General features: G+C 65.9%; 17 protein-coding genes. 7 read left to right on the plus strand and 10 right to left on the minus strand.

Going from position 1 to position 15,702, the window contains the following annotated elements; translation table 11 throughout:
- Window positions 1-68 precede the first annotated feature (68 nt).
- On the plus strand, window positions 69-500 hold the full coding sequence (locus tag ABZX12_RS39090) for a hypothetical protein (protein ID WP_355700520.1): 432 nt from the start codon (window positions 69-71) through the stop codon (window positions 498-500).
- Between the two features lie 283 nt (window positions 501-783).
- Here the strand turns inward: ABZX12_RS39090 and ABZX12_RS39095 are convergent, their stop codons facing one another.
- Both ABZX12_RS39095 and ABZX12_RS39100 read right to left on the minus strand, forming a co-directional pair.
- Window positions 784-1,674 (minus strand): acetamidase/formamidase family protein, encoded by an 891-nt coding sequence (locus ABZX12_RS39095; protein WP_355700521.1) that lies wholly within the window; start codon window positions 1,672-1,674, stop codon window positions 784-786.
- A gap of 239 nt (window positions 1,675-1,913) precedes the next feature.
- Window positions 1,914-2,624, minus strand: coding sequence for a class I SAM-dependent methyltransferase (locus ABZX12_RS39100; protein ID WP_355700522.1), 711 nt, complete (start codon window positions 2,622-2,624; stop codon window positions 1,914-1,916).
- 92 nt (window positions 2,625-2,716) lie between these two features.
- Here ABZX12_RS39100 and ABZX12_RS39105 point away from each other — a divergent pair, with 92 nt between their 5' ends.
- Window positions 2,717-3,433 (plus strand): hypothetical protein, encoded by a 717-nt coding sequence (locus ABZX12_RS39105; RefSeq protein WP_355700523.1) that lies wholly within the window; start codon window positions 2,717-2,719, stop codon window positions 3,431-3,433.
- A 136-nt stretch (window positions 3,434-3,569) separates the two neighbouring features.
- Here the strand turns inward: ABZX12_RS39105 and ABZX12_RS39110 are convergent, their stop codons facing one another.
- The 8 genes from ABZX12_RS39110 to ABZX12_RS39145 all read right to left on the minus strand — a co-directional run bounded on the left by ABZX12_RS39110 (window position 3,570) and on the right by ABZX12_RS39145 (window position 9,746).
- Window positions 3,570-4,292 carry an alpha/beta fold hydrolase gene (locus ABZX12_RS39110; RefSeq protein WP_355700524.1) on the minus strand — a complete coding sequence of 241 codons (723 nt, stop codon included), beginning with the start codon at window positions 4,290-4,292 and terminating at the stop codon, window positions 3,570-3,572.
- Window positions 4,293-4,309: 17 nt separating this feature from the next.
- Window positions 4,310-5,617 carry a hypothetical protein gene (locus tag ABZX12_RS39115; protein ID WP_355700525.1) on the minus strand — a complete coding sequence of 436 codons (1,308 nt, stop codon included), beginning with the start codon at window positions 5,615-5,617 and terminating at the stop codon, window positions 4,310-4,312.
- Window positions 5,618-5,787: 170 nt separating this feature from the next.
- The gene (locus tag ABZX12_RS39120; RefSeq protein ID WP_355700526.1) at window positions 5,788-6,138 is read right to left on the minus strand and encodes a helix-turn-helix transcriptional regulator; all 351 of its coding nucleotides are present in this window, start codon (window positions 6,136-6,138) and stop codon (window positions 5,788-5,790) included.
- On the minus strand, window positions 6,138-7,184 hold the full coding sequence (locus ABZX12_RS39125) for a site-specific integrase (protein WP_355700527.1): 1,047 nt from the start codon (window positions 7,182-7,184) through the stop codon (window positions 6,138-6,140). The genes ABZX12_RS39120 and ABZX12_RS39125 overlap by 1 nt, the downstream gene beginning before the upstream one ends.
- A gap of 500 nt (window positions 7,185-7,684) precedes the next feature.
- A complete protein-coding gene (locus ABZX12_RS39130; protein WP_355700528.1) occupies window positions 7,685-8,071 on the minus strand; it encodes a hypothetical protein in 387 nt (128 codons plus the stop codon).
- A complete protein-coding gene (locus ABZX12_RS39135; RefSeq protein WP_355700529.1) occupies window positions 7,999-8,418 on the minus strand; it encodes a methyltransferase domain-containing protein in 420 nt (139 codons plus the stop codon). Before ABZX12_RS39135 ends, ABZX12_RS39130 begins: the two co-directional genes overlap by 73 nt.
- 58 nt (window positions 8,419-8,476) lie before the next feature.
- Window positions 8,477-9,232, minus strand: a complete 756-nt coding sequence (locus tag ABZX12_RS39140; protein ID WP_355700530.1) for a class I SAM-dependent methyltransferase — start codon at window positions 9,230-9,232, stop codon at window positions 8,477-8,479.
- Between the two features lie 166 nt (window positions 9,233-9,398).
- Complete coding sequence (locus tag ABZX12_RS39145; RefSeq protein ID WP_355700531.1) at window positions 9,399-9,746, minus strand: HIT domain-containing protein; 348 nt, start codon at window positions 9,744-9,746, stop codon at window positions 9,399-9,401.
- A 16-nt stretch (window positions 9,747-9,762) separates the two neighbouring features.
- On the opposite strand from ABZX12_RS39145, the gene ABZX12_RS39150 reads away from it, so the two are divergent.
- The 5 genes from ABZX12_RS39150 (at window position 9,763) to ABZX12_RS39170 (ending at window position 15,648) form a co-directional block, all read left to right on the plus strand.
- Window positions 9,763-10,818, plus strand: coding sequence for a serine hydrolase domain-containing protein (locus ABZX12_RS39150; protein WP_355700532.1), 1,056 nt, complete (start codon window positions 9,763-9,765; stop codon window positions 10,816-10,818).
- Window positions 10,819-10,840: 22 nt separating this feature from the next.
- Complete coding sequence (locus ABZX12_RS39155) at window positions 10,841-11,002, plus strand: hypothetical protein (protein ID WP_355700533.1); 162 nt, start codon at window positions 10,841-10,843, stop codon at window positions 11,000-11,002.
- A 41-nt stretch (window positions 11,003-11,043) separates the two neighbouring features.
- Entirely contained in the window at window positions 11,044-12,069 is a 1,026-nt protein-coding gene (locus ABZX12_RS39160; RefSeq protein WP_355700534.1) for an FAD-binding oxidoreductase, read from the plus strand.
- A 74-nt stretch (window positions 12,070-12,143) separates the two neighbouring features.
- Window positions 12,144-13,895, plus strand: a complete 1,752-nt coding sequence (locus ABZX12_RS39165; protein ID WP_355700535.1) for an ABC transporter ATP-binding protein — start codon at window positions 12,144-12,146, stop codon at window positions 13,893-13,895.
- On the plus strand, window positions 13,888-15,648 hold the full coding sequence (locus ABZX12_RS39170; RefSeq protein ID WP_355700536.1) for an ABC transporter ATP-binding protein: 1,761 nt from the start codon (window positions 13,888-13,890) through the stop codon (window positions 15,646-15,648). The genes ABZX12_RS39165 and ABZX12_RS39170 overlap by 8 nt, the downstream gene beginning before the upstream one ends.
- Window positions 15,649-15,702: the final 54 nt, after the last annotated feature.

Here is a 15,702-nt window from a genome sequence, read left to right on the forward strand (position 1 = left end):
GCTCGGAGTAGTTCTTACGGGCCATAGTTCTCAATCTTCTCGCTTCTCCAGCAGATGCTGGATTCAGCGTGTCCAAGAACCGGGGTCAGGGCCCCTACTTCGATGATTGCCCCTACGACTGGCTTCACTGCGGAACCGGTGAACAGGTCGACCTCACTGCTGACGAAGTTCGCGCACGCACTGACCTTTGTCTGTGGGACAACAACGACGGCAGCCATCCGAACGCTGCGGTGTGCATCAAGCGGGACGGTGATGTGGTCTTCGTGCGGGACACTGACAGCGACGGCAGATCAGCACTCGGGCAGATCGGCTTCACTGTCGACAACATCTATGTCTGCAGGAACGGGCACGGTTCCGGGACCTGGGCGCGATGTGACTTCCAGTGGCCGGAGAGCGATGCTCGCCTTCGCACGATGGACTGCGATTTCGACAATGCGCCGATCAGTTTCGGATCGACCGAATGCACCAGGTCGGAGCGCTACATCGACTTCCCGGGGTGACCCGGGCCGGTGTATGCGAGGAGCTGCGGGAGCACCCGGGGCTGACCGATGACCTGCACGAGTTGGATTCGTGCGAGGACTGCCGCCCGTGCTCTATGCGCCGAGCTTTGCAATGTCTGGCTGCCGCTATCACGCGTACTACCCGTTGACGCCATCGGCGATCACAAGCCAGCCGGTCCCGCTGGCACAGTGCAGACGGCCCCTGGCATAGACCGAGGCGCCGACTGGCAGGAACGGGAGTTGCTGAGCCGGGAGTAGGTGGACGCGTGGGATCGAGCGCCCATCATCTGGGGGTGTAGGGGAGCAACGGCTTCTCAACGGTTAGGAGGTCTTCGATCGGGCCTAGCCAGCTCGACGGGACGAGAAGCTTGTAGGTCGGGGAGTGGGAGACGACGCTCGACACGCGGAGGTCAGCGATCAGACTGAGGATGGCGTTGGCCCGCTCGAAGCCGATTTGCTGGGTGAATCGGAGGTGGTGGGCGGCGTCGGAGATGGCTTGTGTGTAGGCGTCTTTCTCGGTGAAGCGACTGCAGAGATGGACGATCGCATCGGGGGTTTGGACGATGGGACGGTGTGGAGAGGTGGCGGGGACAATCTCGACGGTGAGGTCGCACCAGGAGGCGATCTCGATGCCCTGGCCGCTGATTTCGCCGTCGCCCATTGCGGCGTGCGCGTCGCCGATGACGAATCGGCCGGACCCCGTTTCGTCGTAGAGATAGAGAATCGAGCCGGGGGCGAACTCCTTGGTGTCGAGGTTGCCGCCGTGGTCCCAGGAGTCGGCGATCAGTTCGGGCCGGACCAGGCCAAGCCAGCCGAGCATCGGAACAACTGGTAGAACGTGTTGGCCGTCGAGAATCGCCCGGTCGCCGCGGAGTTCGGCGCGGCCGGCGTATTCCTGACTCGCCGACTTGCGGAGGACGCCGCCCCACGGCTCCCGGGGATTGGTGGTGGTGGCGAAGCCGTAGTGACCGACAGGGTCCAGTTCAAGGGCGTGGAGGTGGAACGCAAGGGTGTCGCCAGGGCTCACGCCCTCGACGCGGAGTGGGCCGGTCAGGAAGGGGTAATCCGAGCCGGGCCAGGTGCGGATCCGGGTTCTTCGACCGGGCTGAAGAATCGCGGCGTCCGGAAGACCGTGGCAGTCGAGATCGACGGGCGGCGCAGCGATGGGGTCCATCACGGCACTGTAGGACCATCGCAGCGATGTCACAGGCGATTATCAGATCGAGCGTGCTGGTGCCCGGAGTCTGGCGGTCCGGCTGGTCGCGTCGTTCGGGCTCCAAACGCTCTCAGCTGAGAGCACTTGCCTGAGACGACTCGTCGTCGTGCACGGCAGCGACGAGACAAGTTCTCTCATCCGTTTCAACTCGTCCTACTTAACTGGTGAGCACGGGAGTTGAAGAGGCGGGAGTTGCGTCACGCAGACGTAAGTTCGAGGAAGAGGAAGCAGATGAACGAGCGTCCGTCCTCGTTGGGCAGGAGTTCCGGGGGAGTGTCGGCCGCCGGGGGCGGCTCGCTCACCTTCGAGATGAGGAAGCCTGCGTCGACGAAGGCGTTGAAGACGGCGTGCAGGGGACGGTGCCAGTAGGTCATCCATACTGTCTGGCCGTCCATCTCGTAGTCCTCGGAGTACTGGGTGAGCGCGAAGTAGTCAGCGTCCGAATGAGCCACGGCGTACACGGTGGGATGCATGGTCGCCACGACCAGCCGCCCTCCTGGTTTCAGGACCCGCCGCAACTCGGCGAGCGGCCGCGCCCAGTCCTTGATGTAGTGCAGGACGAGGGACGCAACCGCCAGGTCGAACTCGCTGTCGCCGTAGGGGAGTTGGGCGGCTAGGTCTGCAACTTTGAGGTCGATGTCGTCGCCCAAGCGTTGCCGGGCCAAATCGATCATCGCGGCGCTACCGTCGAAGCCCGAGACCTCGGCACCTTTGTCCTGCAGTTGCTTGACCAACGGGCCGGCGCCGCATCCGACGTCGAGCACCCGGAGGCCTGACACGTCGCCCGAGAGGCGAAGTAGTTCTGGCCGCGCGTAGTAGGCGTTGAAGAGGTTGCTGTCGTTGGCTGACGAGTACGCGACAGCGAACGCGTCGTACTGATCGGGCTCGGGGTCCTGTGTGGCAGGCATGGACAGTTCCTACCAGTCGATCCGGTTCGTTTGGACACCCCAGTACCCACGCCTCCCAAGGCCGGGCGACCCGGTCAACTACGTTTGTCGGCATGAGCGAGCCGGTTCTCGTTGTCACTGCGATGCCCATGTCTCCTCGGGCGCGCGCGGACCTGAGCGAGTTGCTTGGCGACGGGTACATCGTCCAGGACATCAAGACAGCGCCCGACACCGCCGACATCCTTCTGACCCCGGTGGTGAGCTCTCAGCTGCTGGGCAACCTGCGCCGGCTCTATCCAAGGGCGCGGATACTCTTCACGGAACTCCATGACGACGGCTACGGCATACAACTTTCCGGCCCAATGACGCGAATCGCCGCCGCAGGGCCAGACGGCTATTTCGTCGCCAACGCGCTTGAGGGCGTCGCGCCGATAGTCCAATCCGAGGCAAGGCTCGCGCTCACCGGAAACAAGCAACGGACGCCGCCCCGCATCGCGCCGAGCGCTCACCCCGCAACCCGCAACAGCGCGCCCGGCGAGGAGGCCGGATGTGTCGTGTGGCTCACCGACGCCACCACCACGCCGAGCGCCGGGCAGAGACTCGAACTGGCGGTGTACGACACGCTCGTCAGCGACCTCCTGCACACAGAAACCCCCCGCAAGTCCTTGATTTGGGCAGCCCTGGTAGCAGAAACCGCCGAGCACCTCGCGACCGAGGAAGGGAAGATCGTGTGGGTTGATCTCTCTGGGCTGAGCCCATTGATCGTCGCAGAACTCCAGATCCGCGTCGCGAGCGCACTCGTCAACACTGCAACCTGGCCACCCTCGTGACCCGTCGATCAGCTCAACGCGCCCTCGGCAGCGATGTAGGAAGGCGGTCAGCGTCGACAGGAGGGAGTAGTCGCATCTGCTTCAACTCCCGTGGGTCTACTGGTAACGGTTCGTGTTCAAGTGGCGTGGGTTCTGGCTAGGCCCAGCCGTCGAGAGCTGTCATGAAATCGGCGAAGTGGCCGTACCAGATGCTGTGCCCAGCCCCGGGGACCGAGCGGACCTCGAAGCCGAGTTTCTGCAACTCCGTGGCTCGCGACTGGGAGACGAATCGGCTCGGGTCCGCATGGATCACCAGGGATGGTGTATCGGCGCTCGGCGGTCGCGGCGGTGGATTCTTCGCGTGGGCGAGTTCAAGGGCAACCGCTGTCGCCACGTCGAACCGCTGTGCTGCTCTCGCCTCCACAAGTCGGTCATTCTCAGACCAGGTCGGTCGGCTGATCCTGAGTGCGTCTACTGTGCGGCTGTCTCGAGCCAGCGTGAATCGGGCAGTCAGCTTGTCGGCGTCTTCCTGGGCTTCGGGATCGTCAGCTGGCGTCGCGTTCGAGAGCGGGACGTCGACGTAGATGGCCCTCGAGGGGCGGAGCGCAGGAAGCGCTTCAGCGAGGACAACGGCGCCGAGTGAGTGGCCGAGTGCGAGCTCAGGCGGCGATCCGACAGTCTCGACAACCGACGCAGCGAATAGAGCGAGGTCGGCCGTATGAGCCGCCGGCGACCGGCCGTGCCCGGGCAGATCGACGGCAACCACTCGGTAGCCCCGGCCAGCCAGCGCAGGCCCGACCTGCCAGAACTGCTCGGCGGAGCCCATCATGCCGTGCAGCAAGACAGCAACGCGGTCTCCGTCGCCCCATCGTCTGGTCATAAGTCGCATGCTCAGGCTCACTCCCTGTTCGCGGTCCGCGTGGCTGCGTAGGCGAGAAAGTCGGCGCCAGCCAAGGTGGCGTGTCGCATCGCCGTCGCGGGTGAGACGCCCAGAGCCTCGGCGAGCACGGCGGGCGGCGCGTCTTTGACGAGCTGGCGCCAGGTGGCGGTGCGGCTGGCCAGCGCTGGAGCTCCAATCTCCCGGAGCGCCGCTCGCACGTGCTGGGGACTCAGGTGCTGCCCGGGTCGGAAGCCTGGGAACACCCAGGGACAGTCTCGATGTGCTGCGGTCTGCAGGTTCGGCCGGGCGGCGAGGTGAGCCCTCAGCAGGTCGCCGAACGGTTCAGGCACCTCCAGCGCGTCATCGCCAAGGCGGACCCGAACAACGGTGCCGGTGGTATCGGTGTCCTCGATCCGCATGGCGACGAGCCGGTGCACTGGTTGGCCGAACAGCAGAACCATGCCTGCGCTGATGCGGATATTGAGTGCGAGCCTGTCGTCGGTGAGGATGCGGCGAATGGCGTTCATTCGTTGGGGATCGCCGAGCGTCGCGGCTGCGTCGTCATCGGCGCGTCGTGGGACGGCGATGCCGTGGACGAGCCGTTGGTTCATCGCCCAGTAAAGCAAAGTCTCAACCAGGCCACGGGTCGTTGGGCCGCCTGCGTACCAGGCATCGACATCGGACTGTCTGACGTGTCCGAGGGCGAGCCCGCGGACACGGAGCCATTCGACGAAGTCGATCGCGACCGTGGTGCTCTGCTTGGCTCGCAGGAACGCGCCGTGGGTCGGGTTGTCCCGTTGGGCATGCCGCCGCAGCCGGCGGAGATTGTGCCAGCGTCCGAAGCGTTCGATGATGCGTCGATCCTCGACGTCCTCGATCGCAGCTAGCTTTCTCCTCAGCCACTCGGCGTAGTCGTCGATGTGTCGGTCTCGTCGCGGCAGGGCTCCATACTCGATGAGCAGGCCGCGGATGTACTCGCGCGTGCGCGAGGCAGGTAGCTCGTCGAACGCATCGTGGTCGAGCCCATCAGCGCAGCTGGCCAGTCTCTGAAGTGCTTGCCGGACGTGCGATTGCCGGATCCAGGTCAGTCCACTGTTCGCTCGCTGCATTGCGCGCAACGCAGCGGCGACCGGTTTGAGCTGATCCGATATCACGCCGTCGGGGCCGGTCAGTACGCTGTCGATCTCCTGCGACAGAACGCAGCGCCAGCAGTGGCCGGCCCGATAGAGCTCTTCCTCGGCGCCGCAGCGACGGCAGTCAAGGTTCAGCTTGACGCCGCTGCAACCACGGCAGGTCGGATTTCCGTCGACGGCGCGACCCGGCAAGACGCCCTCGTGACCGCATCGGCTGCACCTGCCCCGGGTTCGGTGAGCAGCTCGGTAGCAGTAGCCACAGACCGGTCCGTCGGGCCAGTTGGCCACTCGCTCGTAGGCCAATCCGCAGCGGCCGCAGGGGGAGTAGCGCCTGGGATCGGGCGGTGGTTTCGGCCGCGCCATCAGTGCTCGCCAGGGTCGGGATCGACGATCCGGGCGCGCTGCGGCCGCAGTTCCTTGCGGAGCTCGACGACGGCGGCATCGCCGGCTGCGGCGGGTCGCCTGGCTGCCTCGACGTACGGCTCGATCAGATCATTCGGAGTGCAGTCGAAGATGTCGCACAACGCGACCAGTGTCTTCACCGACAGCCGCTCAGGCATGTCGGTGACGAGGCGGTAGACCTGCGCAGGGGAGAGGTTGACACCGCGCTCTCGCAGCAGTGGCGTCAGCTCGGTCGTCTTCCACATGTCGTGGGCGGCCATCAGCCGACGCAAGTGCCAGTGATAGCCCAGCCGTCGGGCCGCACCTGCCATCAGATGTCCTCCTCGTTGCTGGCCAGTGCACGGGAGATGCTCGAGTCCAGCGCTCGGCGCAGGGTGCGGGTTCGGAAGTCTGACGACACCGAGGTGTAGAGCGCGGTTGTCGAGGCGTAGGAGTGGCCGACCTGCTGCTGCACGAACAGCGGGTCGTAGCCGTCCTCGATCAGGTGGGTCACGTAGGAGTGCCGTAGACAGTGCAGTCCGATCTCTGGCGGGAGCCCGACGGCTTCCCGATAGGCGGCAAACCGGGTTCCCATGCTGTGAGCATCCACGCGGCCGCCGCGCTCGCTAGGCGAGAGCGCTGAGCTGCGTACTGCGGTGTCGAACGGGCCGCGGAAGTCGCTCAGCCACTCGACCAGCACTGCCACCGACCACGGAAACACCGTCAGCGTCGAGCGCCGACGCGGTGGGCCGCCCTTGTTCGCCTTGCCCCATCGGACGTAGACCACACCGTGGCTTCCGAACTCGGGCGCGTGCGGATTCGGCGCGAAGTCCTCCATGTCCAGCATCGCCAGCTCCCGGCGCCGCAGCCCATAGGCATAGCAGATCTTGAACGCTACGCTGTCGCGTAGCGTCGCCAGCCAGCCTTTGTTGCCTCGGGCCCGTAAGGTCGCCACCTGGTCGTCCAGATGATCGAACAAGCCCTGCAGTTCGGCCTTGGTCAGCGACCGTCGCTGCGGCCGGCCCTCGTAGTCACTGGTGTGCTCGGCGGTGTTCCATTCGAAGCAGATCTGGGCCGGATGCGAGCCGAACAGCCGCTCGCACACAGCCGTCCACTCATAGCGAGGATCAGCCGCGAAGTCGCAGAAGAGCCGCAATGCGCCCTGGTAGGCGCGCACCGTGCTCACCGAGATTGGTGCCGACCCGCTCCTCAGTTCGCCGAAGAACTCGTCCAGGTCACGAGGCGCCCAGGCCCACGGGTAGTCGTTGGTGAACGCCTGGAACCGGCGAACCATCGCCAGCCGCGGCCCGATCGTGCCCGGCGTCAGCGACCGCGCCAACTGCTGGTCTTGCCAGCCCGCCAGCATCGCCTCGAACACCTGTTCGTCTGGCCGCAGCAGCCGCGACGACCCATCCCGCAACAGATGTGGAGCGGAGCCCGGCACCAGCCACGTACTGCCCAAAGCCCACCTCCAGAACATCACGGCGAATGCTGGAATCATTCATCAGATGCAAGATGGAGTGCAAACACCGACGTCAGGGCGTGTCGCGGCGGCACGGTGAAGGACTGCGATGCGGACTCGGCGACGACAGGATGTGCGCCTGGCCACACGATCTGTCCGCCAACGTAAACGCAGCTGCACAAGGCGAAACGCCGATCTGCAAACTGGCTGAGAGGGCCCGTCGTATCGTCCGGGTGCGAGTTCTCGCATCTGATGCAACTCGCACTCTTAGAGCGCCGATAACGGACATTATGTCAACTAAAGCCCGCTGAGTTGCATCTGGTGCGGCAACTCATCGCTCCCCTGTGGCGACTTCCCAGCGTCTGCGGGGTCGCGGCGAGCTGTCGGCGGGGTGCGGCAAGGCCGGCGATTGGCGCTCATCTGTCGCGTTCGGCGCTGACGATCAGGAAGTTCGGCAGTGCGACGTAGGACTCGATCGCCTCGATTCCGGTGTCCCGTGCGACCTGTGGATCAAGTCTCGGTTCGCGCAGTTCAATCACGCGACACCCGAGACCGATGACCTCGTTGATGTAGGCCGACAGCGGGCGGTGGAAGTCGGGTGCATAGCCTTCTGGCATCTCATACTCATCCAGGTACCGATCAAGTTGGTAATGACCGTGATCCCGCCACGTCGGGTAGAGATTCTCAAACGCCGGGTGAGTGATCGAGAACACGAACCGGCCGCCCGGCTTCAGCGCGCCGACGCACGCCGCCATCGCCGACTGCCAGGCAGGTATGGCGAGCAGCACCATGCTGCAGACCACTGCATCGAACGGCTGACCAACTCCGGCAACGTCGAGAGATCAGCCTGCACGAACCTGATCCCCTGATGCCGCTCCTGCTCGATCCTCTGAGCGCGTGCCAGCAGTGCGGCAGCCGGCTCCACACCAACAACCTCAGCTCCGCCTTCCGCCAACAGCCGACTCAAATAGCCCTCGCCACTGCCTGCATCGAGGACTTTCCGACCATCGACGGACCCCAGCATTCGGAGCAGGTTCCCATTCATCAAGTGGCGCTTGGGAAAGTCGCCCTGATCGTCGTACGCCTCAATCGCGTCAGTCGGCATCGCCGACCACGCTGCGATCGCTTCTGAGTTGCTGATCATGGACATGCGGTCACACCTGTCCGACGACAGATGGGCCGGGCGGCCAGGGGCTGAGAGCCGGTGTTTAGGCCTTGCTCGCGACCACCGTGTAGTTCTCGGCCTCAGGATCGAACGTGCTCACTTCCGTCCGGAGTCCGACCCGGTGCAGCTCGACTTCGAGTTCCTCGTACCGGTAGGGCCAGCAGGACAGCAGCTCTGAGCGGACAACAACCAAGCCAGTCGCGTCAATTTGCGCGATCGCAATCTCGATGTGGTGCTCCTCCTCCCATTGCGGCGCAATCTCCCAGCGGTAGACCACGACGGCATCGCGACCGTTCCGGCGGACGAGTCGGTCTCTGATGTCGAGCCGGGAACCTCTGGCCCTCACGAGTTCCCAAGTGCGGGATGTGAGTACCAAGCGTCCACCAGGGCGCAGAAGGCGTGACATCGACTCCAGAGCAGCGCCCCTGCCTGTTGCGCCCGCGGCATGGTGAAGCGAGTTGCCAACGCAGAACACCATGTCGAACGTGTCGTCCTCGAAATGGTCGGGCAACTCTTCCCAGTTCGCCCGCACGGTCCGGACGGATGCCCCGAATTCCTGAGACAACTCTGCAGTCCGACGAACCATCGCTTCGCTGGCGTCAGTTGCGACAACCCGCATACCGCGACCGGCGAGGCCAACCGCCAACTGTCCGGTTCCGCACGAACAGTCGAGGACATGAGCGTTCGACGGCAGGAGACTGAGAACGTCATCGAACGACGCGGCGAACTCGGCCGGAGGCAGCTTTGCATCTGAGATGAGCCATTCGTACACCTCGGCAAGCACGTCGTAATCCGTCACGACCACTACCTCCGTCACGCGGCAGACCCAGGGTGGGACGTCAGTCCATCAGCGGAGCGAGCCGGGCACCAATGGTTTTCGCAAGGGCAACCCGTCCGTGCATGCCCGTGGATAGCGCGAGCTGATCCGCTCGGTCCTTCCGTGTTCGGCGCTTCGGAATTGTCAATCAGAGCTGGGGGCCGCTGTGGATGTGGATGTGTAGGTGTTTCGAGTCCTGGTAGGTGCCGAGGTTGGTGAGGACTGCGGCTGCGCCTGTGGTTCGGACTGTGTGGGCGGCGATTGACTGGACGATTTCGAGTAGCCGGCGGGCTGCGGGTTCGTCTGATGGCGTCAGGGTGATCAGCGATGCGATGTGTTTCTTCGGTACGGCGACGATGTGGTTCGTCCAGAATGGGCGGGTGTGGTGGAACGCCAGGACCAGGCTGTCCTCGTGTACGACGTCGAGGCGGCTGGGATCCGGGATCGCCACGTCGCAGTAGAAGTCGTCGCCGTTGTATCGCAGGGCTGATTTCATCGTTGGAGGATATCGAGTGTTGACCGAGCGGATGGTTGGCGAGCTTCGGCGTCGCGTGGCTGGGTTGGTCGATGAGCACGAGGTGCCTGGGCTGGCCGTCGGTGTCTGTGACGCGGATTCGGTGCTGTGGTCCGCTGGGTTCGGGAGTACGCGACTGGGCGGTGACGTGCCGATTGACGGCGAGACGATGTTCAGCGTGCAGTCGTGCTCGAAGATGTACACCGCGACGGCGGTTCTGCTGGCGCTGCAGGAAGGGCTGGTCGAGCTCGACGTGCCTGTCCCCCGGTATCTGCCGGAATTTCGAGTCAATAGCTCGTTCGAGCAGGATCCCGAGCGTCGTATCACGCTGCGGCACCTACTCGGCCACACCGCCGGATTCACCCATGAGGCACCGGTCGGATCGAGTTATCTGGTCGGCAGAGAATCGTTCGAGGAGCATTGCCGAAGCATTTATGACACATGGCTCCGATTTCCCGTGGGTGAACGGTTTGAGTATTCGAATCTTGGTATAGATCTCGCTGGATATGTCCTGCAGCGAGTGACTGGATTACCTTTCCATGAGTTCGCACGAGGGGCGTTGCTCGACCCGCTCGAACTGCAGCGGACATCCTTCGACTCCAAGGTGATCGGGAGTGCTGAGCGCCGAGCGATCGGGCATTCCAAAGGGTATGCGCGCTTGCCGGTCCGTGTTCCGATGGTGGCGGCAGGTGGACTGTACACGACGGTTGACGACGCCTGTCGTTACCTCCAGTTCCACCTCCGCGGCGGCGAGTCGCTCCTCTCCCCCGAACTTCTCCAAGAAATGTATAACGGTCAGGAATACGGCCTGGGCACGGCTCTGAGGCAAGCGGACGGCATTTCGGTGCGCGGTCACGGCGGTGGCGGTTTCGGATTCCTGTCCGATATGTATTGGGCACCGGACGAGAAACTTGGAGTGGTCGTGCTGACGAATTCCACCGATCATCCACTGCAGTGGAAGTTGGCCGCCGAGATCTTCACCAGAGTTCTCGCAACGGGCGAGGTCGACGGTCCCTGGAACCGCCTACGCCATCCATGTGGGTGGGGTCCGTGACGGAACAGCCAGGTTGCGGAAGGTGAATGGCAAACTCTTCTTCGACCACTGGGCCGGCACGACCGTCGGGCTGCAAGAGCACCAGCCAGGCCTTTACATCTCCACGACCGGCGAGGTGCTGGACCTCACCCGTACGCCTCCGACGTACGCGAACGTCCGTCTGCACCCGCTCAAAGACCGATAACTCGGTGTCGCAAAGATCGCGCTGCTGCTAGAAACGCACGCATGGCGAATCGCGGCATCGTTGTGGTTGGAGCCGGCATCGTCGGTGCGTCGCTGGCGTACCACCTGGCCGGTCAGGGGCGCCAGGTGACATTGATCGACGCCGGTCTGCCCGGATCCGGCGCCACCCGTGCGTCGTTCGCCTGGATCGGACGGCCGGTCAGCAGCGACCTGCCCTCGGCGCCGCTGCGGTATCTCGCGCTGGACGAATATCACCGGCTCGAGGCCGAACTCCCCCAGTTGGCGATCCGCTGGACAGGCTCGCTCAGCTGGGACGGCTTCGACGAGGCCCCGGGCCCGAGCACCGACGACGCCGCGGCGCTCGAACCGAACCTCGTCACTCCCCCGGCCGAGGCCGTCCATCACCCGGACGACGGCGCGTTCGACCCGGTCGCGGCGATCGATCTCCTGGTCGCAGCTGCGCGCGACCGAGGCGCACGGCTCCTGCCCGGCACACCAGCGACCGCCCTCGTCCAAGAAGACGGCACCGTGAGCGGCGTCCAGACAACCGCAGGTCTCATCGAGGCAGACACGGTCGTCCTCTCCACCGGCATAGGAGCGGTCGCCCTGTGCTCCGGCGTCGGCGTCACCTTGCCGGTCGAGCCGTCGCCCGCCATCCTCGTCCGGTTGCGCGCGCACCCCGGTCTGGTCCGAGCGATCGTCGCGACGCCGGACATGGAGGCCCGCCAGCTCGACGACGGAACGATCCTGGCCCCCACGGCGTACAGCGGCGAGGCAGCTCAGGCCGCGCTGCACGCGACCGCCCAGCGCGTCCGCGACCGGGTCGCGTCGTCGTTCGCGGGGGCCGACGACACTGAGGTCGTCTCCGTCGAGGTCGGCTGGCGCCCGATGCCCGTCGACGGTGAACCGATCATCGGCCGTCCAGCCGGGACGCAGGGGCTGTACGTCGCGGTGATGCACTCGGCGATCACACTGGCCGCCGCCGTCGGCCGCCTCGCCGCGGACGAGATCCTCACCGGATCACCGGCCCCCGAGCTCGCCGGCTGCCGGCCCGACAGGTTCCGCTGACCGCACGCAACGACTTTGTGAATCCGATCGCAAATGGGTATCCGCGGATGCCCTGGTGCTGAAAGGATCGCCGCATGGCGGCCGTTCGCGAGTGGTTGGACAGGACACCGGAGACGTGGAGCCCACCGGCGCCCGCCGACCTGACGAGCCCGTACCGCTTCCTCTTCTGGCTCACCCGATCGCAAGCGCGCCGTATCGCAGCAGGCGCCGCGCTAGGCACCCTCTGGACGGTCGGCCTGGCAGTCCCGCCGTGGGTGTTGTCGCGCGTCGTCGACCAAGGACTCGTCGCCCGCGACACGGAAGCGCTCGTCGGTTGGTCGATGCTCCTTCTGGCGGTAGCCGTCCTGAACGCGCTCCTGGGAATCGCTCGGCACCGGACCATGACCAAGGTCCGCATGGACGCGTCGTTTCGCTCGGTCCGGGCCACGGTGTGGCACACGTCCCGCCTGGGCGCGTCGCTGGCGCGGCACGTGAGCGCGGGCGAGGTGGTGACGGTCGGCATCGCGGACGTGTACGTCGTTGCGCAGGCATTGACCGTCACCGGCCCGGGCGTCGGCGCAGTCGTCGCGTACACCGTCGTGGCCGTCGTATTGTTCACCATCTCCCCACTGCTCGCCGTGGTCGTCCTCGCCGGAGTCCCACTCCTCGCGGTCGCGGTCGGCCCGCTGCTGCACCGCATCGAACGCACAGGCGGCGAGTACCGCAGCCACCAAGGTCGCCTCACTACCCGGCTGGTCGACGCGTTGGCGGGACTGCGCGTCCTCAATGGCCTCGGCGGGAAGACATTCGTCGCCGAGCGCTACCAAGAACAGTCACAGCGACTGGTACGGCGTGGCTACCGCGTTGCCGGCCCCTCGAGCTGGGTAGGAGCACTGTCGACGGGCTTGCCGGCCTTGTTCCTGGCCACCGTGGTGTGGTTGTCGGCGCGGCTGGCGGCCACCGGGGCCATCACGATCGGAGACGTGGTCGCCGTCTACGGGTACGTCGCCGTGCTGGTCGTTCCGGTGGGCTTCTTCATCGAAGGTAGCAGCGATATCGCTCGCGCCCGGGTGGCCGGTCAGCGGATCATCGACCTGCTCAACCTCCCAGTTGCTCACAACAACGACCGCACCCCGGAGGCCATCCCTGCCGGACCGGGTCCGTTGGTCGACCCCGACTCAGGGGTGGTCATTCGCCCGGGACTGTTGACGGCGCTGGTCGCGGCACGGCCCGCCGAGACGCGCGCCGTGATCGAGCGGCTTGGACAGGTCGGCATGCACCCGCCAGGTACGACGTGGGCGGGTGTGCGGCTCGCGGACGTGGCCCGGGAAAAGCTCAGGCGCCGGCTGGTTCTCGCGGACAACGACGCGGAGGTCTTCGCCGGCACGGTTCGTGAGGTCGTCTCGGGACGCCTGGAGCCCGATGACGGCCGCATCCGTACGGCGCTCCACACTGCCGTCGCCGAGGACGTCGTAGAGGCGTTGCCCGGTGGTCTGGACGCGGAGATTGCCGCCGGCGGCAGCGACCTGTCCGGCGGACAACGGCAGCGGATCCGGCTCGCCCGCGCTGTCTACGCCCGGCCCGACGTCCTGCTCGCGGTCGAGCCGACCTCAGCGGTCGACGCCAACACCGAAGCGGCCATGATCGACCGGCTCCGTCACGCCAGACAGGGCAGGACCACGGTGATCACGACGACGTCGCCGCTCGTGCTCGACCGTGCTGACGAGGTCGTCGTCCTGGTCGACGGCCAGGTGTCGTCTGTCGGCACACACACGGAGCTGCTGCGCACCGATCTCTGCTATCGCGACCTGGTGTCCCGCGCGCAGAACGGGCCTGCCGATGAGTAACCAGATGCCGATCGCGACGCCACGCGAAGTACGTGCGGCGGCGCAGCGTGACCTGGGCGCGGACCGCAAGGCCGTCGCCGGAGTCGTCCTAGTCAACGCGCTCGCCTCCGCGGCGGGTCTGGTCGGCCCCTGGCTGCTCGGCCGGATCATCGACACGATCCAGGCCGGATCCGGTGACGTGCTCGGTACGGTCGACCGGCTCGCGTTGGGCGCGCTGGTGTTCACCGTCGTACAGACCGTCTTGGGATGGTGGGCTCTCAAGCTCGGCTACCGGTACGGCGAACGCACCGCGGCTCGCGTACGCGAACGGTTCCTGAAGCGGACGCTGGCGCTGCCGCCACGCGCGGCGGATCATCTCCCGGCCGGAGACCTGATCGCGCGCGGAAGCACCGACGCGTCTTTGGTCGCGATGACGCTGCGCTCGGCGGTCCCCGAGGTGCTCGTGGCCATCGTTCACGCCCTGTTCCTCGTCGTCGCAGTCCTCGTGCTCGACGTGTGGCTCGGGCTGTGCGGGCTCGTGTGCCTGATCGGCGTCGGAGCAGCCGTCCGGTGGTATCTGCGTCGTGCCAGGCCGGCCTACCTTGCCGTTGCGAGTACGGGAGCGGAGATGGCCGACGTGATCGCCGGCACCGCGAAGGGCGCCCGCACGGTCGAGCTGCTCGGGCTGGAACATCGCCGTACCGAGGCCACGGAAGCCGTCATCGCCGAAGCACGAACCGCGCGCCTCTGGGCACTGTGGCTGCGAACAGTGCTGTTCCCGTGGGCCGAAATCTCCCTCGCGCTACCCGTCGTCGGGGTCCTGCTGGTCGGCGGTGCGCTCTACCTGAACGACCTGGTCAGCCTCGGAATCGTTGTCACCGCAACGATCTATCTCCGGCAACTCGTCGGCCCACTCGACACCTTGATGCTCTGGATCGAGCAGCTCCAGGGTGCCGCGGCCTCGTACGCCCGCGTGGAAGGCCTGGCCGACATTCCCGAGGAGTCCGGCTCCGCCTCGCAGAGCGGGAGCACCGGAGACCGGATCCAGGTCAGCGAAGTGCACTACAGCTACACAGGGGCGCGCGACGTACTGCACGGCATCGACCTCGCGGTGGAACCCGGCGAGCGCCTCGCTGTCGTCGGCACCTCCGGAGCGGGAAAGTCGACGCTGGCCCGTCTTCTGGCCGGACTCGATCGGCCGCACACCGGTTCCGTCACGATCGGCGGCGTGCCGGTGGCCGACCTGCCGCCCGATCAGCTCCGCGAACACGTCGTACTGATCACCCAGGACCACCACGTCTTCCACGACACCGTGCGTGACAACCTGCTGATCGCCAAGCCGGACGCCACCGACGACGAGCTGTACGCCGCGCTGGACGCGGTCGGAGCCACCTGGTCGAAGGAGCTGCCGGACGGGCTGGACACCGAAGTCGGCCAGGACTTCACGCTCGACGACGCCGGCGCCCAGCAGCTCTCGCTCGCACGTGTCGTCCTCGCCGATCCGCACACCCTGATCCTGGACGAGGCCACCGCGCTGCTCGATCCCCGGACCGCACGCCGAACGGAGCAGTCGCTGGCCGCGGTGCTCCGCGGTCGCACCGTGATCGCGATCGCCCACCGCCTGCAGACCGCGCATGACGCGGACCGGATCGCTGTCATGGAGGCCGGTGAGCTCGTCGAGCTGGGCACCCACGACGAACTGGTCAGCGCGGACCGTGTTTATGGCAGGCTCTGGCGGACCTGGCGCACCGACGGTCCCGGCGGGTCGGCGTAGGGAAATCGGCGGGTTGTGTCGGAATGGCCTCGTGCGGTTCGTTGGGTGGGTGTA

Source organism: Kribbella sp. NPDC003505 (assembly GCF_040610875.1).
Lineage (GTDB): Bacteria > Actinomycetota > Actinomycetes > Propionibacteriales > Kribbellaceae > Kribbella.

Bases quoted from the DNA above. Each gene is read 5' to 3' on its own strand.
- ABZX12_RS39105 (WP_355700523.1), top strand. From the start codon at position 2,717: ATGAGCGAGCCGGTTCTCGTTGTCACTGCGATGCCCATGTCTCCTCGG.
- ABZX12_RS39160 (WP_355700534.1), top strand. From the start codon at position 11,044: ATGGCGAATCGCGGCATCGTTGTGGTTGGAGCCGGCATCGTCGGTGCG.
- ABZX12_RS39145 (WP_355700531.1), bottom strand. From the start codon at position 9,746: ATGAAATCAGCCCTGCGATACAACGGCGACGACTTCTACTGCGACGTG.
- ABZX12_RS39100 (WP_355700522.1), bottom strand. From the start codon at position 2,624: ATGCCTGCCACACAGGACCCCGAGCCCGATCAGTACGACGCGTTCGCT.
- ABZX12_RS39110 (WP_355700524.1), bottom strand. From the start codon at position 4,292: ATGACCAGACGATGGGGCGACGGAGACCGCGTTGCTGTCTTGCTGCAC.
- ABZX12_RS39120 (WP_355700526.1), bottom strand. From the start codon at position 6,138: ATGGCAGGTGCGGCCCGACGGCTGGGCTATCACTGGCACTTGCGTCGG.
- ABZX12_RS39135 (WP_355700529.1), bottom strand. From the start codon at position 8,418: ATGTCCATGATCAGCAACTCAGAAGCGATCGCAGCGTGGTCGGCGATG.
- ABZX12_RS39095 (WP_355700521.1), bottom strand. From the start codon at position 1,674: ATGGACCCCATCGCTGCGCCGCCCGTCGATCTCGACTGCCACGGTCTT.
- ABZX12_RS39165 (WP_355700535.1), top strand. From the start codon at position 12,144: ATGGCGGCCGTTCGCGAGTGGTTGGACAGGACACCGGAGACGTGGAGC.
- ABZX12_RS39170 (WP_355700536.1), top strand. From the start codon at position 13,888: ATGAGTAACCAGATGCCGATCGCGACGCCACGCGAAGTACGTGCGGCG.